The organism is Aquamicrobium segne, from assembly GCF_042656785.1.
Lineage (GTDB): Bacteria > Pseudomonadota > Alphaproteobacteria > Rhizobiales > Rhizobiaceae > Mesorhizobium > Mesorhizobium segne.
This window is the reverse complement of record NZ_JBHSLL010000056.1, coordinates 82460-104741: the sequence shown is the minus strand read 5'-3', so window position 1 is coordinate 104741 and position 22282 is coordinate 82460. Positions and strand designations below refer to the sequence as shown.

At 56.7% G+C, this 22282-nt stretch carries 18 protein-coding genes; 11 read left to right on the top strand and 7 right to left on the bottom strand.

What is annotated here, in order from left to right:
- Window positions 1–134: 134 nt before the first annotated feature.
- Both ACFPLB_RS15150 and htpX read right to left on the bottom strand, forming a co-directional pair.
- Window positions 135–1523 carry an RsmB/NOP family class I SAM-dependent RNA methyltransferase gene (locus tag ACFPLB_RS15150; protein ID WP_378231130.1) on the bottom strand — a complete coding sequence of 463 codons (1389 nt, stop codon included), beginning with the start codon at window positions 1521–1523 and terminating at the stop codon, window positions 135–137.
- Window positions 1520–2467: a zinc metalloprotease HtpX gene (gene htpX / locus ACFPLB_RS15145; protein ID WP_378231128.1), complete on the bottom strand. Its 948-nt coding sequence runs from the start codon at window positions 2465–2467 to the stop codon at window positions 1520–1522. The genes ACFPLB_RS15150 and htpX overlap by 4 nt, the downstream gene beginning before the upstream one ends.
- Window positions 2468–2587: 120 nt before the next feature.
- Between htpX and ACFPLB_RS15140 the strand changes: the two genes are divergently transcribed.
- Window positions 2588–2800, top strand: coding sequence for a DUF1674 domain-containing protein (locus ACFPLB_RS15140; protein ID WP_378231126.1), 213 nt, complete (start codon window positions 2588–2590; stop codon window positions 2798–2800).
- 170 nt (window positions 2801–2970) lie between these two features.
- On the opposite strand, the gene acs is transcribed toward ACFPLB_RS15140, so the two are convergent.
- Window positions 2971–4929: an acetate--CoA ligase gene (gene acs / locus ACFPLB_RS15135; RefSeq protein ID WP_378231124.1), complete on the bottom strand. Its 1959-nt coding sequence runs from the start codon at window positions 4927–4929 to the stop codon at window positions 2971–2973.
- Window positions 4930–5234: 305 nt separating this feature from the next.
- Here acs and ACFPLB_RS15130 point away from each other — a divergent pair, with 305 nt between their 5' ends.
- Window positions 5235–6341: a branched-chain amino acid ABC transporter substrate-binding protein gene (locus tag ACFPLB_RS15130; protein ID WP_378231122.1), complete on the top strand. Its 1107-nt coding sequence runs from the start codon at window positions 5235–5237 to the stop codon at window positions 6339–6341.
- 169 nt (window positions 6342–6510) lie between these two features.
- Here the strand turns inward: ACFPLB_RS15130 and ACFPLB_RS15125 are convergent, their stop codons facing one another.
- Window positions 6511–7173 carry a YggS family pyridoxal phosphate-dependent enzyme gene (locus ACFPLB_RS15125; protein ID WP_378231120.1) on the bottom strand — a complete coding sequence of 221 codons (663 nt, stop codon included), beginning with the start codon at window positions 7171–7173 and terminating at the stop codon, window positions 6511–6513.
- A gap of 154 nt (window positions 7174–7327) precedes the next feature.
- On the opposite strand from ACFPLB_RS15125, the gene leuS reads away from it, so the two are divergent.
- Together leuS and ACFPLB_RS15115 are read left to right on the top strand one after the other, a co-directional pair.
- The gene (leuS, locus tag ACFPLB_RS15120) at window positions 7328–9955 is read left to right on the top strand and encodes a leucine--tRNA ligase (RefSeq protein WP_378231118.1); all 2628 of its coding nucleotides are present in this window, start codon (window positions 7328–7330) and stop codon (window positions 9953–9955) included.
- Entirely contained in the window at window positions 9942–10538 is a 597-nt protein-coding gene (locus tag ACFPLB_RS15115; RefSeq protein ID WP_378231116.1) for an LPS assembly lipoprotein LptE, read from the top strand. Before leuS ends, ACFPLB_RS15115 begins: the two co-directional genes overlap by 14 nt.
- A 68-nt stretch (window positions 10539–10606) precedes the next feature.
- Here the strand turns inward: ACFPLB_RS15115 and fsa are convergent, their stop codons facing one another.
- The gene (gene fsa / locus ACFPLB_RS15110) at window positions 10607–11260 is read right to left on the bottom strand and encodes a fructose-6-phosphate aldolase (protein ID WP_378231114.1); all 654 of its coding nucleotides are present in this window, start codon (window positions 11258–11260) and stop codon (window positions 10607–10609) included.
- 90 nt (window positions 11261–11350) lie between these two features.
- Here fsa and ACFPLB_RS15105 point away from each other — a divergent pair, with 90 nt between their 5' ends.
- From ACFPLB_RS15105 to ACFPLB_RS15075, 7 genes are all read left to right on the top strand, one after another.
- Window positions 11351–13534 carry a primosomal protein N' gene (locus ACFPLB_RS15105; RefSeq protein WP_378231112.1) on the top strand — a complete coding sequence of 728 codons (2184 nt, stop codon included), beginning with the start codon at window positions 11351–11353 and terminating at the stop codon, window positions 13532–13534.
- A gap of 31 nt (window positions 13535–13565) precedes the next feature.
- On the top strand, window positions 13566–13961 hold the full coding sequence (locus ACFPLB_RS15100; RefSeq protein WP_378231110.1) for an AGROH133_08824 family phage infection protein: 396 nt from the start codon (window positions 13566–13568) through the stop codon (window positions 13959–13961).
- A 237-nt stretch (window positions 13962–14198) separates the two neighbouring features.
- Window positions 14199–14759, top strand: coding sequence for a F0F1 ATP synthase subunit delta (locus ACFPLB_RS15095; protein WP_378231108.1), 561 nt, complete (start codon window positions 14199–14201; stop codon window positions 14757–14759).
- Window positions 14759–16288, top strand: a complete 1530-nt coding sequence (atpA, locus tag ACFPLB_RS15090) for a F0F1 ATP synthase subunit alpha (protein ID WP_378231106.1) — start codon at window positions 14759–14761, stop codon at window positions 16286–16288. Before ACFPLB_RS15095 ends, atpA begins: the two co-directional genes overlap by 1 nt.
- Before the next feature lie 46 nt (window positions 16289–16334).
- Entirely contained in the window at window positions 16335–17213 is an 879-nt protein-coding gene (locus ACFPLB_RS15085) for a F0F1 ATP synthase subunit gamma (RefSeq protein WP_378231104.1), read from the top strand.
- 75 nt (window positions 17214–17288) lie between these two features.
- Window positions 17289–18842: a F0F1 ATP synthase subunit beta gene (atpD, locus tag ACFPLB_RS15080; protein ID WP_378231102.1), complete on the top strand. Its 1554-nt coding sequence runs from the start codon at window positions 17289–17291 to the stop codon at window positions 18840–18842.
- 201 nt (window positions 18843–19043) lie between these two features.
- Window positions 19044–19439, top strand: coding sequence for a F0F1 ATP synthase subunit epsilon (locus ACFPLB_RS15075; protein ID WP_378231100.1), 396 nt, complete (start codon window positions 19044–19046; stop codon window positions 19437–19439).
- A gap of 98 nt (window positions 19440–19537) precedes the next feature.
- Here ACFPLB_RS15075 and ACFPLB_RS15070 read toward each other — a convergent pair whose 3' ends face one another.
- Together ACFPLB_RS15070 and ACFPLB_RS15065 are read right to left on the bottom strand one after the other, a co-directional pair.
- The gene (locus ACFPLB_RS15070) at window positions 19538–20824 is read right to left on the bottom strand and encodes an NAD(P)/FAD-dependent oxidoreductase (RefSeq protein WP_378231098.1); all 1287 of its coding nucleotides are present in this window, start codon (window positions 20822–20824) and stop codon (window positions 19538–19540) included.
- 26 nt (window positions 20825–20850) lie between these two features.
- Complete coding sequence (locus tag ACFPLB_RS15065) at window positions 20851–22272, bottom strand: glutamine synthetase family protein (protein ID WP_378231096.1); 1422 nt, start codon at window positions 22270–22272, stop codon at window positions 20851–20853.
- Window positions 22273–22282: the final 10 nt, after the last annotated feature.

Sequence of the window (22282 nt, the reverse complement as noted above, 5' to 3'; positions counted from 1 at the left end):
TCTTTAAAACCTCGATTGCGCTACAGCTTATGTGATTGAATAGGTCATATGGAGATGAAATTAAACTGTCCTGTTAAGAACTGGCCGGGGATGTCCACATGCTTTCGTAAGTATGGAGTTACCTCGTGCAGGCGTCAGCCGCGTTTTCTGATCCGTGCAGCATAAAACCCGTCAAGGCCGGAAAGTGTGGGCGAACCCATATCAAGACCGGCAGGTGTGGTGCGAAGCGTGCCTTGCGGGGTGATGAAAGGCGCAATGCCGGGCGCTTCCTGTGGCTGGATCGGGTCGAGTTCGGCGTCGGGCGTTTCGTCAAGGAAGGCGGTGAGCAGGTCCTCGCCTTCCAATGGGTCGAGCGAACAATTGGAAAACAGCACAATTCCGCCGGGGCGGATCAGGGTAAAGGCCTTGTCGAGCAAACGACGCTGAAGGGAGGCGAGTTTGGCAATGTCATCGGGCGTTTTTGTCCAGGCCACATCGGGATGACGGCGTATTGTGCCGGTGGAAGAGCAGGGCGCATCAAGCAATACGGCATCAAACAGGTCTGGTGGTGTAAAATCCAGCAGGTCGCTGTGGATGATGTCGGCTTGAAAGTGCAGACGTTCCAGATTGCGGGCAAGGCGTTTTAACCGGCTTTGGGAGGCGTCAAGGGCGGTAACCTGTGCGCCGGCCAGAACAAGCTGGGCTGTCTTGCCGCCGGGGGCTGCGCATAAATCGGCAACCCTGCTTCCTGAAAAAGTGCCCATCAGACGGGCGGGCAGAGCAGCGGCGGCATCTTGCACCCACCATTCTCCCTCCTCAAAGCCTGGCAGTTCAGGCACCGCCTGCGTCAGCTTTTCCAGACGCACCGACCCTGTTGGCAAGACAATGCCGCCAAGTCGTTCAGCCCAGCCTTGCGGGTCGGATTTTACCGTCAGGTCAATGGGGGGCTCAAAGCGATGGGCTGCCAGAATGGCGCGGGCCTGTTCCTTACCATAGGCTTGGTTTAACCGGGTTAAAAACCATTGCGGGGCGTCATCGGTGGCTGCAAGGGCAGGCTCAAGCTCGGTTTCCCTCATGCGGACAAGGGCGCGTAAAACCGCATTGACCAACTTGTCAAAACGCCTGGTGCGTGGGTCGGATTTGGCATGGGTTACCGCCAGATCAACGGCTGCACTGTCAGGCACATCCAGAAACAGGATTTGTGCCGCCGCAATATGAAGAATGTGGGAAAGGGTGGTCGCGTTAGCTGGCAGCGGTTTTTCCAGCCGCTTTGCCAGTAGGGCGGCAATGGTCATGCGGTGGCGAAGGGCTGCTCCCAGCATGGCGCGCACCAGCGCACGGTCGCGCATATCAAGCGCCATATAGTTTGGATGGCCATGCTCATTGTCCGTCATCCCGTCCAGCGCAGTGCGGGTATCGATTACGGCCCCCAGCAGCCGTGCGGCGGTTTTGCGGGCGGCAAGGCCGGGTATGGAAGGAGAGGCATCACGGAATTTGTCTTTGCCGGAATGGTGCTTTTTGCGGGCCGGTTGTGCAGGCTTCATCCCCATGGCCCTTTTTGCGAGGTGGGCTTTTTGCCCGGTTTTTTGCCCCAGGGGCCGGTATCTTGTGGTGCGGGCTGGAATGTGTCGCCAGGTGAGGCGCTCCATTCGCTATTCATCGCCTGCAAGGCGGCGATACGGTTGCCCGTGTCGGGATGGGTGGAAAACAGATTGTCCATGCGCTCGCCGGAAAGCGGGTTGATGATGAAAAGATGCGCGGTTGCCGGATTGCGCTCGGCATCCGCATTGGGAATGCGTTCGGCGCTGCGGGCGATCTTGTCAAGGGCAGAAGCCAGCCAGAGCGGTCTGCCGCAGATTTCGGCGCCGCGCCGGTCGGCAGCATATTCGCGGGTTCGGCTCACCGCCATTTGTATGATCATGGCGGCAAAAGGCGCAACAATCATGGCCACCAGAACACCGATGAACCCAAGCGGATTGTTGTTATTGCGGTTTCCGCCAAAGAACAGGGCAAAATTGCCGAGCATGGAAATGGCGCCTGCCAGCGTGGCGACAATGGTCATGGTCAGCGTGTCGCGGTTTTGCACATGGGCAAGCTCATGCGCCATCACACCGGCCACTTCTTCAGGTGAAAGGCGCTGCAACAGGCCGGTGGTGGCAGCCACTGCCGCATTTTGCGGGTTGCGGCCCGTGGCAAAGGCATTGGGCTGTGCATTGTCAATCAGATAAACGCGCGGCATTGGCAGTTGTGCGCGGGCTGCCAGTTCGCGCACAATGGCATAATATTCGGGCGCATTCGTTTCATCGACCTCGACGGCGTGGTGCATGGATAGCACCATCTTGTCGGCGTTCCAGTAGCTGAACAGATTGGTGGCGGCAGCAATGACAAAGGCGATCATCATGCCACCGGTGCCGCCAATCATGAAGCCGACGCCCATGAATAGCGCGGTCATGACGGCCAGCAATGTAGCGGTACGCAATATGTTCATTGTTTCTTCCCTGTTGCTGTCAGGCCAAGGTTGCCCGGACTGTTTTATCCAGCCGCAAACTGTTCTAACTATAGAGTGGGAAGGCAAAAGCCAGCTTTCAATCCATTTGGCAGGATGAAAATGACAGATCGCAACAGTGATAAACCCATAATGCAGGTTGAGCCAAAAGTGTTGAGCCCTGCAGCAAAACGGGCATTGGCGGAAGCCGCCGAGCGGCGCAAGGTCTATGAGGCAGCCGAAGCCGCTCTTCCCATTGAGCGCGGCGGGCGTGGCGGCAAGGAACCGGGCCGCTATGGCGACTGGGAAGTAAAAGGCCTGACCAGCGATTTTTGATCTTTTTTATTTAGAGCGCCGTGCGTCCAATCGGACGCACAAAGGACGCTCTAACTCTTTGAATGGGCATCGGAATTATCCAAAAACCGATTCCACTTTTTGGTCCGATGCTCTAACAGGTCCTGATCCTACGGCATCGCAACGAGCGATGCCGTAGTCGTTTTGCGGCCTTACTGATCGTGTCTGTTTTGCCGGTTGGCAATCAGATCATCGACAACCGAAGGATCAGCAAGCGTTGACGTATCGCCAAGGGATGAAAAATCATCTTCGGCAATTTTGCGCAGGATACGGCGCATGATCTTGGCCGAGCGTGTCTTGGGCAGGGCGGGTGCAAACTGGATCTTGTCGGGAGCCGCAATCGGCCCGATCTCCTTGCGCACATGGGCAACCAGTTCCTTGCGCAACGCATCATCGCCGGTTTCGCCTTCATTGAGCGTCACATAGCAATAGATGCCCTGACCCTTGACGTCATGCGGATAGCCGACCACGGCGGCTTCCGAGACTTTTTCATGCGCCACAAGTGCGGATTCAATCTCGGCTGTGCCCATGCGGTGGCCCGAGACGTTGAGAACGTCATCGACCCGGCCGGTGATCCAGTAATAGCCGTCCGCATCGCGGCGGCAGCCGTCACCGGTGAAATAATTGCCCGGATATTGCGAGAAATAAGTCTCGATGAAGCGTGCATGGTCGCCATGGACGGTGCGCATCATGCCGGGCCAGGGTTGAGCAATACACAGATTGCCCGAGCCTTCGCCTTCAATGACATTGCCGTCATTATCGATGAGTTTGGGCACCACGCCAAAGAAGGGGCGGGTTGCCGAACCGGGTTTTAAATCGGTTGCGCCGGGCATGGGGGCAATCAAAATGCCGCCATTTTCGGTCTGCCACCATGTATCGATCACCGGGCAGCGGCCTTCGCCTACCACATTGTAATACCATTCCCAGGCTTCCGGGTTGATCGGCTCGCCGACGGAACCCAGAATGCGCAGGCTGGTGCGCTTGCTCTTCTTCACCCATTCGTCGCCAGCGCCCATCAAGGCGCGGATGGCGGTCGGGGCGGTGTAGAAAATATTGACCTTGTGCTTGTCCACCACCTGCCAGAAGCGCGAATTGTCCGGATAGTTGGGCACACCTTCAAACATCAGCGTTGTCGCGCCATTGGCCAGCGGCCCGTAAAGAATATAGCTGTGGCCCGTCACCCAGCCCACATCAGCCGTGCACCAGTAGATGTCGCCATCATGATAGTCGAAAATATGCTGGTGGCTTAAGGAGACATGCACCAGATAGCCGCCGGTGGTGTGCAAAACGCCTTTGGGCTTGCCGGTGGAGCCGGAGGTGTAGAGGATGAACAGCGGGTCTTCCGCATTCATCGGCTCGGCCGGGCAGTCGGGAGAGGCTGCCTTGGCTTCATCATTGAGCCACAGATCACGGCCGGGCACCCAGTCTACCGCGCCGCCGGTGTGGCGCACGACCAGAACCTTGCGCACACTCATGGACTGGCGTGCGGCAATGTCGATGGCCTTGTCGGTGTTGACCTTAAGCGGGACCTTGCGCCCGCCACGCAAGCCCTCATCGGCGGTGATGATAATTTCCGACTGGCAGTCAACGATGCGCCCGGCCAGAGCATCGGGCGAAAAGCCGCCAAATACTACCGAATGCACCGCACCAATGCGTGTGCAGGCCAGCATCGCATAGGCTGTTTCGACAATCATCGGCATATAGATGGTGATACGGTCGCCTTTTTTGGCGCCTTGCGCTTTCAGCACATTGGCATAGCGCGAGACCTGCTCATGCAGTTCACGATAGGTGATCTTGCGGTGGCTGGAAGGATCATCTCCTTCCCAGATGATGGCCACCTGATTGCCGCGCTTTTCAAGATGGCGGTCGATGCAATTATACGAGACGTTGAGTTCGCCATCCTCAAACCATTTGATCGATACATCACCCTCGAAAGAGGCGTTCTTGACCTTTGTGTAGGGCTTGAACCAGTCGAGCCGTTTTCCATGCTCGCCCCAGAAGCCATCAGGGTCCGAAATGCTGCGCTCATACCATGAGAGATAGGTCTCATTATCAATCGAGGCCTCACGCTTCCAGTCTGGCTGGACGCGGTAGATGTGAGTGTCGGACATGTTCAGGCTTCCTCCGCAAAATAAATATTCGTGCCCGGGTGCGATATGCGGGCGTTGGCCCGTAAAAATCCCTGTAAAAAATCCCTGTAAAAATTAAAGGGTATTATTAACATTGCAGCGATGAGGGCAATGTCAGAGACGCGCCTGACACTATTTAGCGTTGCCATGAATAGTGCACAGACAGGGTGATTGCCAAGTCGCAGCACAGTCGCTATGCCTGAATTCTGAATTTTTTCGGGCCGGATTGTGGGGGTGCAGGTCACCAAGCCGGGTTCGGGTGATTTGAGTCAACAGGGAGTACAGATATGAAAAACAAACTTTTGGCCGGTGTCGCATTGTTTGCCTCGCTGGCTTTTGCATCTGCTGCACAGGCCGATATCGTGATTGGCGTGGTTGCGCCGCTGACAGGCCCGGTCGCTGCCTATGGCGAGCAGGTCAAGAATGGCGCGGAAGCTGCGGCTGAAAAGATCAACAAGGAAGGCGGCATTTTAGGCGAGCAGATCGTCATCAGGCTGGCTGATGATGCGGGTGACCCCAAGCAGGGTGTTTCGGCTGCCAATCTTCTGGTTGGTGAAGGCGTGCATTATGTGGTCGGTCCGGTCACCTCGGGCGTTGCCATGGCTGCTTCCGATGTGTTTGCTGAAAACGGCATCTTGATGGTGACACCGACGGCGACCGCGCCGGACCTGACGGCACGTGGCCTTCACAATGTGCTGCGCACCTGCGGTCGTGACGACCAGCAGGCTGAAGTTGCCGCTTCCTATGTGGTGCAGCACCTCAAGGACAAGAAGGTCGCCATTGTCGATGACAAGGGCACATACGGCAAGGGTCTGGCCGATTCCTTCAAGGCTGGCATCAATGCCGGTGGCGTCACCGAAGTCAGCCAGACCTCGCTGAACCCGGGCGAGAAGGATCTTTCGGCGCTGGTGACACGTTTGAAGTCGGATGGCGCTGAAGTCATCTATTTTGGTGGCTATCACCCTGAAGGTGGTCTGCTTGCCCGCCAATTGGCTGATGCCGGTGTTGAAGCAACGATCATTGGCGGTGAAGGCCTGTCGAACACTGAATATTGGGCCATCGGCAATGAAGCTGCTGCCGGTACGCTGTTTACCAATGCGGCGGATGCGCTCAAGAACCCGGCCTCGGCTGCGGCTGTTGAAGTGTTGAAGGAAAAGGGCATTCCGCCGGAGGCCTTTACGCTGAACGCCTATGCTGCGGTTGAAGTGCTCAAGGCCGGTATTGAAAAGGCAGGCAGCGCAGATGACGCCATGGCTGTGGGCGCTGGTCTGAAGGATGGTTCCGAAATTGCCACCGCGATCGGTAATCTGACCTATGGTGACAATGGCGACCTGACCTCGCCAAGCTTCTCGCTGTTCAAGTGGGAAGACGGCAAGATCGTCGCCGCTGAATAGACCGTTTTTATAAACGCATGAAACAAGGGCCGGAGCGACAGTTTTCGGCCCTTTTTCATGGGATTAAAGCGCGTCGCGATCTTTTAGATTCACGCGACCCGCTTTAAATCTTTGTTTTTAGGCATGTCTTTATCTCGAAACTGGTTCCAGTTCGAGAGACAGGCTTTACTTATCGGGAGCCAAAAATGGCGGAGCCGACACGCACGGATGTTGCGCCAAAGGCAACGGCCAGTTCATAATCGCCTGACATGCCCATGGACAATTTTTCAACGCCAGCCTGACGGGCAAGCTTTTCCAGCAGGGCAAAATGCGGCCCCGGATTTTCATCGGCTGGCGGAATGCACATCAATCCTTCTATGGCAAGGCCGTGAACTTCGCGGCAGCGATTGACAAAGGCAATGGCCTCCTTTGGCTCGATGCCTGCTTTTTGCGGTTCCGAGCCGGTATTGACCTGAACATAAAGGCGCGGTGTGCGGCCCTGTTTGTTGATCTCTTTTGCCAGTTCGGAGGCAATTTTTTCGCGGTCAACGGTTTCGATAACGTCAAAAAGCGCGACCGCTTCCCTGGCCTTGTTGGATTGCAGCGGGCCGATCAGATGCAGTTCAATATCAGGAAATTTTGCCTTTAGTTCAGGCCATTTGCCTTGCGCTTCCTGCACCCGGTTTTCTCCAAAAATACGCTGACCGGCTGCGATGACCGGTAAAACAGCCTCATTGTCAAAGGTCTTGGAGACAGCCACCAGCGTGGCGGACCCTGCCGCCCGGTGGGCCTTGTGCTCGGCTGTGGTGATTTTGTCCTTCACCTGTGCAAGCTTTTCCACCGCATCACTCATGTTTTAACCCTGTCTGTTTTGAGAGTTGGTTTTTTCCGGTCTGCTGCGCCTTATGGTTGACGGGTTGCGCAAACCATGGTGAAGACCGCACTATGTTTTTGCTGTTGCCTGGCGGCAGCAGTTTCCTTGTATGCTTTTAGAAGAAAAACCGGCCATGGCAACCGAACGATATAATCCGCGCATCTCTGAACCCAGGTGGCAGAAGGCGTGGGATGCCAATAAACTGTTTGAGACGCCAAACGACGACCCGCGCCCCAAATATTATGTGCTGGAGATGTTTCCCTATCCGTCGGGGCGCATCCATATGGGCCATGTGCGCAATTATACAATGGGCGATGTGGTGGCCCGTTACAAGCGCGCCAAGGGGTTCAACGTTTTGCATCCGATGGGCTGGGATGCTTTTGGCCTGCCGGCCGAAAATGCGGCGCGCGACAACAAGGTCAGTCCGCGCAACTGGACCTATGCCAATATTGAAACCATGAAAGGCCAGCTCAAGACCATGGGCCTGTCGCTTGACTGGTCACGCGAACTGGCGACCTGCGATCCTTCCTATTATCGCCACCAGCAAAAAATGTTCCTCGATTTCTGGAAGTCGGGACTGGCCGAGCGCCGGGCGGCCAAGGTCAATTGGGACCCGGTTGACATGACGGTGCTGGCCAATGAACAGGTGATTGATGGCAGAGGCTGGCGTTCAGGGGCGCTTGTTGAACAGCGTGATCTGACCCAGTGGTTTTTCAAGATTACCTCCATGAATCAGGAATTGCTGGACGGGCTGGACACACTTGAGCGCTGGCCCGAAAAAGTCCGCATCATGCAGCAGAACTGGATTGGCCGCTCTGAAGGGCTGTTGCTGCGCTGGAAGCTCGATGAGGCCACCGCGCCTGCCGGTGAGAGCGAGCTGGAAGTCTATACCACCCGCCCCGACACGATTTTTGGCGCTTCCTTCATGGCTGTGTCTGCCGATCATCCGCTGGCGAAGAAAGCGGCTGAAAACAATTCGCAGATTGCCGCTTTCATCGAGGAGGTGCACCATATGGGCACCTCTGTTGCGGCGCTGGAAACAGCCGAGAAAAAGGGTTTTGATACCGGCATTCGGGTGGTCCATCCCTTTGATCCCGACTGGATGCTGCCGGTTTATGTGGCCAATTTCGTGCTGATGGATTACGGCACCGGTGCCGTGTTCGGCTGTCCGGCCCATGACCAGCGTGACCTTGATTTTGCCAATGCCTATGGCCTGCCGGTTACGCCGGTGGTGAAGCCGGAAACTGTGGATGGGGCGAGTTTCCAGATCAGGCAAGAAGCCTATACCGATGATGGCGTCATGATCAATTCGCGCTTTCTGGATGGCATGAGCCCGGAAGACGCCTTTGAAGAGGTCGCCAGGCGGCTGGAAGATACGCAACTGGATGACAGACCACAGGCAAGGCGCAAGGTGCAGTTTCGCCTGCGGGACTGGCTGATTTCTCGCCAGCGTTATTGGGGCTGCCCCATTCCGGTTGTTCATTGCGAGGCTTGCGGCGCAGTGCCGGTGCCGGAAGATCAGCTTCCGGTGGAATTGCCGCTTGATGTCAGCTTTGACAGGCCGGGCAATCCGCTTGACCATCACCCGACATGGAAACATACGGCCTGCCCGAAATGCGGCGGGAACGCGCGGCGCGATACCGACACGATGGACACATTTGTTGATTCATCGTGGTATTTTGCACGCTTTACGGACCCGAAGAACGAAAAGTCGCCAACCGATCTGGCCTATGTTGATGGTGCAAATGGCTGGCTTCCGGTGCATCAATATATTGGCGGCATTGAACATGCGATCCTGCATCTGCTTTATTCGCGTTTCTTCACCCGCGCCATGAAGGCGACCGGTCATGTCAATGTGGTGGAAGAGCCGTTTGAGGGGCTGTTTACACAAGGCATGGTGGTTCACGAAACCTATAAGGGGGCGCAGGGCTGGGTCTCACCGGCGGAACTGCGCATCGAGGAGATCGACGGCAAGCGCCGCGCAACCCTGCTTTCCGACGGCTCTCCCGTGACCATCGGCTCGATTGAGAAAATGTCGAAGTCGAAGAAGAATGTGGTCGATCCCGACGACATTATCGCCAGCTATGGTGCGGATACGGCGCGCTGGTTCATGCTTTCGGATTCACCGCCCGAGCGCGATGTGATCTGGACCGAGGCTGGTGTTGATGGCGCACATCGTTTTGTGCAGCGCATCTGGCGTCTGGTATCGGAAGCTGTCCCTGTGCTGGCAGATGTTGAACCAAAGGCTGGCTCTGAGGGTGAGGCGCTTTCCATATCGCGCGGGGTTCACAAAATCCTCAAGGCTGTCGGCGAAGATATTGAACGGCTGCATTTCAACCGCGCCGTGGCGCGTCTTTATGAACTGACCAATCTCTTGTCGCCACAGGTGGCGGCCATTGGCCGGGGCCAAAGCGAAATTGCGCCTGCCGTGCGTGAAGGGCTGGAGTTTCTGATTGCCATGCTGGCGCCGATGATGCCGCATCTGGCCGAGGAATGCTGGGCCTCGATTGGCGGAACAGATCTTGTCGCCGCCCGCCCATGGCCGCAATTTGACACAGATCTGCTGGTGGATAATGAGGTGACCCTGCCGGTTCAGATAAATGGAAAAAGGCGCGGGGATTTGACAATTGCCCGCGACGCAGATCAAGCTGCGATTGAACAGGCGGTCATGGCCCTCGACTTTGTGCAAAAAGCGCTGGAGGGCAAGACGCCGCGCAAGATCATTATTGTACCGCAAAGGATCGTCAATGTCGTTGCCTGACAGAACCAAGCGGACAATGAGTGGTCCTGAAAGCAGGGCGGGCTGGCGCACTGGCAGGATTGCGGCAGGGGTGGTTTTGCTGCTTTCAACAGGCTTTCTGGCAGCCTGCAGCGTGCAGCCGCTTTATTCCAATCAGCCAACCTCAATTGCCGGGCAAAAAGTCAGTGCGGAAGAACTGGCTTCGATCTCGATCAAGCCGGTCGAGACGCGCCCTGCCCAGCAGGTCCGCAACAATCTGATTTTCGGCCTGACCCGTGGCAAGGGCCAGCCTGCTGAGCCTGCCTATTTGCTGGAACTGAACGTGACGGAACAGGTCACCTCGGTGGCGTCCATTCAGGTGACGAAAGATCAGGATGAGCCCAGTGCCGGTGCCGTGACGCTGACGGCTAACTATCGCCTGACAGAAGTTTCAACCGGCAAGCTGGCCGGAACGGGCAGACGTTCGATTACTGCGTCCTTTGACCGGCCTAAACAGGAATTTGCGACCTATCGGGCGCAGATTGATGCACAAAATCGTGCAGCGCGTGAATTGGCTGGCGTGTTGCAACTGGCGCTGGCGCTGGATCTGTCCAAACAGAAATAAAGTACTTCCACGCCGCCGGAATTGATCCGGCGACGTGGAAAATGGAATGATAAATATAGATAAATATATCAGGCGATTTTCTGGCCGGTCTTGGCCCAGTCAGCAAGGAAGGCTTCCAGCCCCTTGTCGGTCAGCGGATGTTTGACCAGGGCGCGTAAAATAGCTGGCGGGACGGTGGCGACGTCTGCGCCAATCAGGGCTGCATCCTTGACATGGTTGACGCTGCGCACGGACGCGACAAGAATTTCAGTTTGAAAATCGTAATTGTCGTAGATCTGGCGGATTTCTGAAATCAGGTCCATGCCCTCGATGCCGATATCATCCAGACGGCCAACGAAAGGCGAAATGAAAGAGGCTCCGGCCTTGGCGGCAAGCAGCGCCTGATTGGCAGAAAAGCAGAGCGTGACATTGACCATGCGGCCCTCGGAACGGATTGCCTTGCAGGCTTTCAGCCCGTCGAGGGTCAAAGGCACCTTGATGGCGACATTGTCGGCAATTTTTGCCAAAACTTTAGCCTCGGCCATCATGCCTTTATAATCGGTGGCTGTGACTTCAGCCGAGACGGGGCCAGAAACGATGTCGCAGATTTCGCGTGTGACCTCGTCTATCTTGCCGCCTGATTTGAGAATCAGCGAGGGGTTGGTGGTGACGCCATCAACCAGCCCCATTTCGTTCAGTTCACGGATTTCCTTGATGTCGGCAGTATCGATGAAAAATTTCATGGCCATCTCCTTGAGGATTCCGGCGCACAAGAAGGGTGCACGCGCTATTGGCCTTTGCTCTAGACTAAAGAGGGGGCAAGGTCACGTGTGATGAGCAAGGATTCGCCTTTTTTAACGGCAGCACCCGTTCTGGTGCCGATGCCGGCAGAGCGTGCCTACACCTATGCTGTTCCACAAGGAATGTGTGTGGCGCCGGGGTCTGTCGTGCGTGTGCCGCTGGGGCCAAGGCTGGTGGCGGGTATCGTCTGGGATGGAGAGGCGGGATCGGTCGATGCGCGCAAGCTGCGGCCCATAGAGCAGGTGTTTGACTGTCCGCCGATCAATCACGACATGCGCCGCTTCATTGACTGGGTATCACAATATACGCTGTCACCCCCGGGTATGGTGGCGCGCATGGTGTTGCGTGCACCCGAAGCCTTCGATCCCGAACCATGGACGCCGGGTCTGCGGCTAAGTGGCGGGCAGCCCGACCGGATGACGGGGGCACGCGAACGGGTGCTGGCAATCGCTGCCGGGGGGCTGTCATGGACCCGCTCCGGCCTTGCCCATGCCGCCGGTGTATCCTCTTCGGTGATTGACGGGCTCAAGGCGCAAGGTGTTTTTGAGACGGTGATGATGCCGCCGCTTCCCGTGGTTGCGGCACCTGACACGACTTATGCTGTGGCTGAACTGACACCTGACCAGAGATTGGCGGCAGATGAATTGTGCGCCTGCGTCCGGGCAGGGGGTTTCAAGGTCAGCCTGCTCGATGGTGTGACCGGCTCGGGCAAGACGGAAGTCTATTTTGAGGCGGTGGCGGCAGCCCTTGAACAGGGGCGGCAGGTGTTGATCCTGCTACCGGAAATTGCGCTTACCCACGCTTTTCTTGAACGCTTTCAGAACCGGTTCGGGGTAAAGCCTGCCGAATGGCATTCCGACCTGCCGCCGCGCATGCGCGAGAGGGTGTGGCGACAGGTGGCGCAAGGTACGCTCAAGGTGGTGGCGGGAGCGCGCTCGGCCCTGTTTTTGCCGTTTGACAATCTGGGCCTGATTGTCGTCGATGAGGAGCATGATCCTGCCTATAAGCAGGAGGATCGCGTCTTTTACAACGCCCGGGACATGGCTGTGGTGCGCGCGCATATTGGCGGGTTCCCCGTGGTGCTGGCTTCAGCCACACCGTCCGTGGAAAGTCAGGTCAATGCGCAGCAGGGGCGCTATGGGCGAGTGGTTTTGTCGGCGCGTTTTGCCGATGCCGCCTTGCCAAATTTACGCACCATCGACATGCGTCGTGCCCCACCGGCAAAAGGCAGCTTTTTGTCGCCGCTTTTATTGCAGGAAATGGGGCGGGTGCTGGAAAGGGGCGAGCAATCGCTGCTGTTTCTCAACCGGCGTGGCTATGCGCCGCTGACGCTGTGCCGTTCCTGTGGTCATCGCTTCGGCTGCCCTGTCTGTTCGTCCTGGCTGGTTGAACACCGTTTTCGCGGTCAGCTTGTCTGTCACCATTGCGGCCATACAGAAAAAAAACCGGAAGCCTGCCCCGATTGCGGCACGCTTGATCATCTGGTTGCCTGCGGACCGGGGGTGGAGCGGATTGCCGAAGATGTGAAGGAGCATTTTCCAGATGCGCGCACCATTGTCCTGTCTTCGGATATTGCGGGCGGCGTACGGCGACTGCGTCTGGAACTGGAAGCCATTGCCAAGGGGGATGCCGACATCGTGATCGGCACGCAATTGGTGGCCAAAGGGCATAATTTCCCGAATATGACGCTGGTTGGTGTGGTGGATGCCGATCTTGGTCTTGCCAATGGCGACCCGCGCGCTGCCGAGCGCACTTTTCAGCTTCTCAGCCAGGTGACGGGGCGCGCTGGCCGCACTGGCAAGAAAAGCCTTGGGCTTTTGCAGACCTATCAGCCGGAGCATCCGGTGATGCAGGCCATTATCTCCGGCGATTCGGAGCTGTTTTATGCGCGCGAGATTGCCGAGCGCGAGCGCACGGGATTGCCGCCTTTCGGGCGGCTTGCAGGCATTATTGTCAGCGCGCCAATGCGAGCGGAAGCACAAGGCCATGCGCGCGCCTTGCGGCTGAATGCGCCCGAGGCTTCGGACATTTTTGTGCTGGGACCGGCAGAAGCGCCGCTTTCATTGCTCAATGGACGCCACCGTTTTCGCCTGCTGGTCCATGGCGAGCGTCGCTCTGATCTGCAAGGTTTTATCAAGGCCATGCTGGCGGCAGGGCCGAAGGTTCGCGGTCAGATCAGGGTGCAGGTTGATATTGATCCGCAAAGTTTTCTGTAACAAGAACGATTGAGACATTTGAGGAGCCGTGATGGATTTTTCGATTCCGTGGCCGATAAGTCAGGGCGAATGGCTGGCATGGACAAGCGCGGTCATAACCACAGCGCTGGGCTTGCTCCTGTTTCTGGCGCCAAGGATGGGTCTGAAATGGCTGCGCCTGCAGCCGCATCCTGAAAAGCCGGAAGCAATTGTCGAAGCGCGCAGCCGCCTTGCTGGATTTTATCTGGGACTTGGCCTGTGTGCGCTGCTTTTGGCGCAGCCATTTCTTTACATGGCGCTTGGGTTTTCATGGCTATTCACAGCTTTTGGGCGCGTGCTTGGCATTATGAGTGATGGCGCCAATACGCCTTACAATTGGGCGGTTCTTGGTTTAGAACTCCTGCTGACTGCCCTTCCGCTGGCTTTTGCCTTCGGTATCTGCCCTTGAGAGCACAGGATTGCATCTGTATTTTCTGTGTGGATGCGACAAAGTGCCGGGTAAGGCCTGCCTCCATGGATTGCGGTCTTGGGAGGCCTGTGCTAGAGGGCAACCGACTTTCAGCTAGGGGACGCGAAAGCCAATCCCTTGGTTTTGAGGAAATCTAAGCAAGGTCAAGGATTTAGCCGGATTTTTCTGCTGGCGCCAATAGATTCTTAACCTGTCAGACATGAGAAAAGACGGTCCGTGGCCCAAACGTCCTCGCCAATTTCTGTTGTTGCAGAGCGCTATGCCAGTTCGCTGTTTGAACTGGCGCTCGAAGCCAATTCTGTTGCCGCTGTCGAGGCTGACCTTGGCAGTTTTGGGCAGATGATGGAGGCAAGTGCTGATCTGCGTCGTCTGATTGACAGCCCGGTTTTTGCCGCTGACGAGCAGGAGCGCGCTGTTTCAGCCATTCTAGCCAAGGCCAAGATCGGTGGTCTTGCTGGCAATTTCTTGCGTGTTGTTGCCCGTAACCGTCGTCTGTTTGCCGTTCCCGGCATGATCGAGGCGTTTGCCCGGATCGCTGCCGAGCATCGCGGTGAAGTGTCTGCCCAAGTGACCGCAGCGCATGTGCTGACGGCTGCCCAGCAGAACGAACTCAAGGCGGCGCTGAAAAGCGTTGCCGGTAAGGATGTGATCATCAATGTGACTGTCGACCCGAGTCTGCTCGGTGGTCTGGTGGTCAAGATGGGGTCACGTCAGATCGATACGTCGCTTAAAACCAAACTCAATTCGCTCAAGCTTGCACTTAAAGAGGTCGGCTGATGGACATCCGCGCCGCGGAAATCTCCGCAATTTTAAAAGACCAGATCAAGAATTTCGGCAAGGAAGCCGAGGTTTCCGAAGTTGGCCAGGTTTTGTCAGTCGGTGACGGCATTGCCCGCGTCTTCGGCCTCGACAATGTTCAGGCCGGTGAGATGGTCGAGTTCCCCGGCGGCATTCGCGGCATGGCGCTCAACCTTGAGGCTGACAATGTCGGCGTCGTGATCTTCGGGTCGGACCGCGACATCAAGGAAGGCGATACGGTCAAGCGTACCGGCGCCATCGTTGACGTTCCGGTTGGTCCTGAACTGCTTGGCCGCGTGGTCGATGCGCTGGGCAATCCGATTGACGGCAAGGGTCCGATCAAGAGCAAGGAGCGTCGCCGCGTTGACGTCAAGGCTCCCGGTATCATTCCGCGCAAGTCGGTGCATGAGCCGATGTCGACCGGCCTGAAAGCAATTGACGCCCTGATCCCGGTTGGTCGTGGCCAGCGCGAACTGGTCATTGGCGACCGTCAGACCGGCAAGACCGCCATCATTCTTGACACTATTCTCAATCAGAAGGCCATTCATGATAGTGGTCCTGAGAAGGAAAAGCTCTATTGCGTTTATGTGGCTGTCGGCCAGAAGCGTTCGACCGTTGCGCAATTCGTGAAAGTTCTGGAAGAGCGTGGCGCGCTGGAATATTCCATCATCATTGCCGCGACTGCATCCGATCCGGCTCCGCTTCAGTATCTGGCGCCGTTTACCGGCTGCACCATGGGTGAATATTTCCGCGACAATGGCCAGCATGCGCTGATTGGCTATGACGATCTGTCCAAGCAGGCTGTCGCCTATCGCCAGATGTCGCTGCTGCTGCGTCGTCCGCCGGGACGTGAGGCCTATCCGGGCGATGTGTTCTATCTGCATTCACGTCTGCTGGAACGTGCCGCCAAGCTCAATGACGACAATGGCAATGGCTCGCTGACGGCTCTGCCGGTTATCGAGACGCAGGCGAACGACGTGTCGGCCTATATTCCCACCAACGTGATTTCGATCACCGACGGTCAGATCTTCCTTGAGACGGATCTGTTCTTCCAGGGTATCCGCCCGGCTGTGAACGTTGGTCTGTCGGTGTCGCGTGTTGGCTCTGCCGCACAGGACAAGGCGATGAAGCAGGTTGCCGGTTCGATCAAGGGCGAGCTTGCCCAGTATCGTGAAATGGCGGCCTTTGCCCAGTTCGGCTCGGACCTCGATGCCTCGACCCAGCGTTTGCTCAACCGTGGTGCGCGTCTGACAGAACTGCTCAAGCAGCCGCAATTCTCGCCGCTCAAGATGGAAGAGCAGGTTGCGGTGATCTTTGCCGGTGTTAATGGCTATCTCGACACTCTTGCCGTCACCAGTGTTGGCCGGTTTGAGCAGGGCCTGCTGTCGCATCTGCGTACAGTTGGCAAGGAAGTCCTTGAAGCCATCCGTCAGGAAAAGGCGCTGTCGGACGATCTGCGCACGAAGCTGAAGGCTGAAGTCGACGCATTTGCCAAGACTTTCGCCTGATTGACGAGCCGTTGAACCAGAGTTTGTTTGAAGCCCAGAGTTTGAAATGGCGTCACTGAAAGACCTTCGTAATCGCATCGCCTCGGTCAAGGCGACGCAGAAAATCACCCGGGCGATGCAGATGGTCGCTGCGGCGAAGCTGCGTCGTGCCCAGGAAGCAGCGGAGGCCGCACGCCCCTATTCTGAACGTATGGGAGCTGTTCTGGCCAATATCACGCAGGCTATCGGCGCGGGCGGTGAAGCACCTGCGCTGATGAGCGGTACGGGCAAGGATGAGGTGCATATGCTCGTCATCTGCACGGCCGAGCGTGGTCTGTGCGGTGGTTTCAACTCGCAGATTGCGCGCTTTGCCCGCGATCACATCCGCAAGCTGTTGTCGGATGGCAAGACGGTCAAGATTATCTGTGTTGGCAAGAAGGGCTATGATATTCTGCGCCGTGATTATGAGGGGCTGATTATCGACCGGGTTGACCTGCGTGAAGTCAAGACGATCGGTTTTGCCAATGCCGATGCGATCGCAAAGCAGGTGATCCAGCGCTTTGAAAAGGGCGAATTTGACGTTTGCACCTTGTTCTATTCCAATTTCAAATCGGTCATCAGCCAGGTTCCGACCGCGCAGCAGATCATTCCGGCTGCTGCTTCTGCCGGGGCTGAAGCTGTTGAGGAAAGCGCGATTTATGAATATGAGCCGGAGCCGGGCGAGATCCTTTCCGATCTGATCCCGCGCAATATCTCGGTTCAGATTTTTCGCGCGCTTCTGGAAAATGCCGCCGGTGAAATGGGCGCCAAGATGAGCGCCATGGACAATGCAACACGCAATGCCGGGGATATGATCAACAAGCTGTCGATCACCTATAACCGTCAGCGTCAGGCGCAGATCACCAAGGAACTTATCGAAATTATTTCGGGCGCTGAGGCGCTCTAGCATGCGGCGTTGAAGGTTTTAAGTACCTTCAACGCGGGCATGTAACAACAAACGGACGAAAAAGGGCTACAGACGATGGCGAAAGCAGCGACCCCGAAAACGGCGACCGCTAAGACTGCAGAAACGGCCGCTCCGGCTAAAAAGCCGGCTGCCACTGCAAAACCGGCTGCGACTGCAAAGGCGGCAGCTCCTGCAAAGACGGCGAAAGCGGCTGGCGCTGCTGGCAAGATCAAGCAGGTCATTGGTGCTGTTGTTGACGTTCAGTTTGAAGGCGCGCTGCCCGCCATTTTGAACGCGCTTGAGACCGATAATGTGGGTCAGCGTCTGGTGCTTGAAGTTGCCCAGCATCTGGGTGAAAACACGGTGCGCTGCATCGCCATGGACTCCACCGAGGGCTTGGTGCGTGGTCAGGCCGTGTCCGATACCGGCAGCCCGATCCTGGTTCCGGTCGGTCCGGGCATGCTTGGCCGTATCATCAATGTTATCGGCGAGCCGGTTGATGAGGCTGGTCCGATCGTTGCGACCGAGCATCGCGGCATTCACCAGCCTGCGCCTGAATATGTTGAGCAGTCAACGGAAGCCCAGATTCTGGTTACCGGCATCAAGGTGCTTGACCTTCTGGCTCCTTACGCACGTGGCGGCAAGATCGGCCTGTTCGGCGGCGCCGGTGTTGGCAAGACGGTTCTCATTCAGGAACTGATCAACAACGTGGCCAAGGCCCATGGTGGTTTTTCGGTGTTTGCCGGTGTGGGTGAGCGTACCCGCGAAGGTAACGACCTTTATCATGAGTTCATCGAATCGGGCGTCAACCAGCAGGGTGGGGGCGAAGGCTCCAAGGCCGCGCTTGTCTATGGCCAGATGAACGAACCGCCGGGAGCGCGCGCTCGTGTTGCCCTGACCGGTTTGACGGTTGCCGAGTATTTCCGCGATCAGGGACAGGACGTGCTGTTCTTCGTCGACAACATCTTCCGCTTTACCCAGGCTGGCTCGGAAGTGTCGGCGCTGCTTGGCCGTATTCCTTCGGCTGTGGGGTATCAGCCGACGCTGGCCACCGACATGGGCGCCCTGCAGGAACGCATCACCACCACCACGAAGGGGTCGATCACCTCGGTGCAGGCCATTTACGTGCCGGCTGACGATCTAACCGACCCGGCTCCGGCCACCTCCTTTGCTCACCTTGATGCAACCACGGTTCTGAACCGCGCCATTGCTGAAAAGGGTATTTATCCGGCTGTTGACCCGCTGGATTCCACCTCGCGCATGCTGGACCCGATGATTGTCGGTGAGGAACATTACGAGGTTGCTCGTCAGGTTCAGCAGACCTTGCAGCGCTACAAGTCCCTGCAGGACATTATTGCCATTCTGGGCATGGATGAATTGTCGGAAGAAGACAAGCTGACCGTGGCGCGCGCCCGCAAGATCGAGCGCTTCCTGTCACAGCCTTTCTTTGTGGCCGAAGTGTTTACCGGCGCACCGGGCAAGCTGGTGCCTCTGGAAGACACGATCAAGGGCTTCAAGGGTCTGTGCAACGGCGACTATGACCATCTTCCTGAAGCTGCCTTCTACATGGTTGGCGGCATCGAGGAAGCGATCGAAAAGGCGCAGAAGCTGGCCGCAGAAGCAGCCTAAAGCATTTTGTGAGTGCGGATGGAATCATCTGACGCGAGCACAAATGCGGCAAAAACAAAAACCTGGAGCATGGCCGGAGAAAGTCGTCCTGCTCCAGGAACGGTAAACGGCAACAGGGAGCAGGCAAGCGGCTGAAAACAGTATTGATGGGGGATCATCTGGTGATTTTCCGACTGACTATTTCCGGTTGCCTGAACGAAGATGGCGCAATCCTTCAAATTTGAACTGGTGTCTCCTGAACGTCTGCTCGTTTCCGAGGAGATTGAATCGGTGGTCATTCCGGCAACCGAAGGTGAAATGACGGTGATGGCCAATCATTCACCGGTCATGACGACGATCAAGCCGGGTGTGGTGACCATCACATCTGCTGGCGGACAGGAACGTTATGTGGTGTTTGGCGGCTTTGCTGACATTTTGCCCAGCGGTTGCACGCTGCTGGCTGAATCAGCGGTTGCGGTCAAAGACCTCGACCGTGAGGACATTGCCCAGCGCGTTCAAAACGCCAGGGAAGATGTTGCAGATGCCAGCGATGATGCCACGCGCAGCCGCGCCGAAGAGTATCTGGCGCAGCTTACCACGTTGCAGGGCGCGCTTTAAACCGCTTGATTGGTCTCAATACTATTTGAAAAAAGCCGGGGTTTTTGCCCCGGCTTTTTTGTTTTAGTCATGATCTTATACTGATGTGTAAAACTTTATCAGATCCGGTCGCGCAGCGCATACCAGTTGAGCGCCAGAAACAGCAGTGGAGCACGTAATTTGCGGCCACCCGGAAAGGCCGGTATTTTTAACTCTTCAAACAATTTGAGCTTGTTGCGATTGCCAAGAACCGTGTCGGCATAGAGCTTGCCGACGAAATTGGACAACATCACCCCATGGCCGGAATAGCCACCGGCAGAAATGACATTTGGCATGACTTCACGGACGAAAGGCTTACGCGGCAGCGTGATGCCGACATAGCCACCCCAGCCATGGGTGATTTCGACATTTTTCAATTCGGGATAGATTTCGACAATCTGTTTACGAATATGGACATGGATGTCGCCGGGATTGGTTGCAGCATAAATTTCACGCCCGCCAAACAGCAACCGCCCATCGGCTGATTTGCGGAAATAGCGCACGACAAAGCGCGAATCATCGACCGATTCCTTGCCGGGAAGCACCGGGCTGTCATCGCCTAAAGGTATGGTTGCGCCGATGAAGGAGCCGATGGGCATGATATGGGCAGCGCTGACCGGTTCCAGATTGCCGCCATAGGCATTGGTGGCGAGCAGGCATTTTTGGGCGCTGATCACTCCATAAGGCGTTGTTGCCTGCACCTTGCCGCCATTCGAGGCAATATGGGTTGCAGGTGTCTTTTCATAAAGATGGGCGCCTGATTCTGCCGCCACACGCGCTGTGCCGATGGTCAGCCGCAGCGGGTGAATATGGCCGGTTCCACTGTCGCGTACGCCGCCGAAAAAGCGTTGCGAGCCGATATGTTGCGCCGTGTCCTCTTTATCCAGAAATGAGATATGTGGATAATTGTAGCGGCTGGCCATGATTTCAGCATGGGCCTTGTAATGGTCAACATAGCGCTTTTTGTGCGCCACAGAAAGGTGGCCTGCCTGATACTGAATGTCGATATTATGGGCTTTGGTAAAATCAAACAGATGCGCCTTGGCGTCTTCGGCCAGATCAAACAGCGCCTTGGCTCGCGTCAGGCCATATTCAGCTTCCATTTCTTCGGGCCATGCACGCTGTCCGGTGTTGAGCTGCCCGCCATTGCGTCCTGAAGCGCCGTCACCAAAGCGATGGGCTTCAATCAGTGCGACATCGACCCCGGCCTTGGCCAGATGGGCTGCGGCTGACAGGCCGGTATAGCCGCCGCCTATGATGAGCACATCGCAGGATCGTTCTCCATCAAGATGCGGATATTGCGGACGCTCTCCGGCGCTGTCTTCATACCAGGAGTGGCCGGGAGATATGGGGGATTGATAGGCCATGATTGCTTCGCGTGAAGTTGAGTTTGTCAGACGTTCAAAAGCAGATATTCCCGTTCCCACGGGCTGATGACTTCCATGAAAGTTTCAAACTCGGTGCGCTTGATGGCGGCAAAGGTGGAGGTGAAAGCCTTGCCCAGAATGGTGGCCAGTTCCTCATCCTGTTCAAACAGGTCAACGGCTTCCAGCAGCCCGCGTGGCAGGTCGATCTCGGCCTGATTGGCAGCGGTGACGACAGGCGGCGTGGCTTCCAGTTTCCGGGTCAGTCCCAAAAGACCGCAGGCCAGCGAGGCGGCAAGCGCCAGATAGGGATTGGCGTCCGAGGAAGGAATCCGGTTTTCAACGCGCCGTGCAGCAGGGTCGGAGCGTGGAACACGAAAAGCCGTGGTGCGGTTGTCATAGCCCCATTTGTTGTTGACCGGGGCAGAAACGCCGGGGGTAAGGCGGCGGTAGGAATTCACATAAGGAGCCAGCATTGCCAGTGCGTTGGGCACATGCTGCTGCATGCCGCCGATAAAGTGGAAAAAGGCTTCGGTTTCCGAGCCATCCTCGGCTGTAAAGATGTTGTCGCCGGTTTTCTTGTCGATGATCGACTGATGAATATGCATGGCCGAGCCGGGCTGGCCTTGAATGGGCTTGGCCATGAAGGTGGCATAGATGTCGTGCTTGAGTGCAGCCTCACGGATTGTTCGCTTGAACATGAACACCTGGTCAGCCAGTTCGATCGGATCGCCATGGCGCAGGTTGATTTCAAGCTGGCCAGCCCCTTCCTCATGAATGAGGGTGTCGATTTCCAGTCCCTGACTTTCCGAGAAATGATAGATGTCGTCGATCAGCTCGTCGAATTCATTGACCCCGGCAATCGAATATCCGGCCCCGCCGCCAATGGCGCGGCCCGAACGGCCGACCGGCGGGGTCAGCGGATAATCAGGATCGGGGTTCTTGTGAACGAGATAGAACTCGATTTCAGGGGCGACAACCGGTTTCAGGCCAAGTTTGTCATAGGCGGCCACGACATTTTTGAGCACATTGCGCGGCGTGAATTCAACCGTGCGGCCATCCTGATGGACAAGGTCACAGATGACGGCGGCGGTCGGGTCATCTTCCCAGGGCACCACGGTCAGAGTTGAGAGGTCGGGCACCATTTTCAAATCGCCATCATCTTCGGGATAGACGAAGCCATTGCCATCTTCCGGGTATCTGCCGGAAATGGTGGTCATGAAAACAGCAGAAGGCAGCGCCAGCGAGGTGTTGGAGGTAAACTTGCTCGATGGCATCATCTTGCCACGTGCAACACCGGCCTGATCGGGCGTGATACACTCAATATCTTCGATGCCGCGCCACTCAAGCCAGGCGCTGACTTCTTTCCAGTTTTTTACGCCGCGCAGATTGTTGACGAAGGCTGGAGCGCGAACACGCTTTGAGCGAACGTCCTTTTTGACAGGAGGCATCAATCACCAA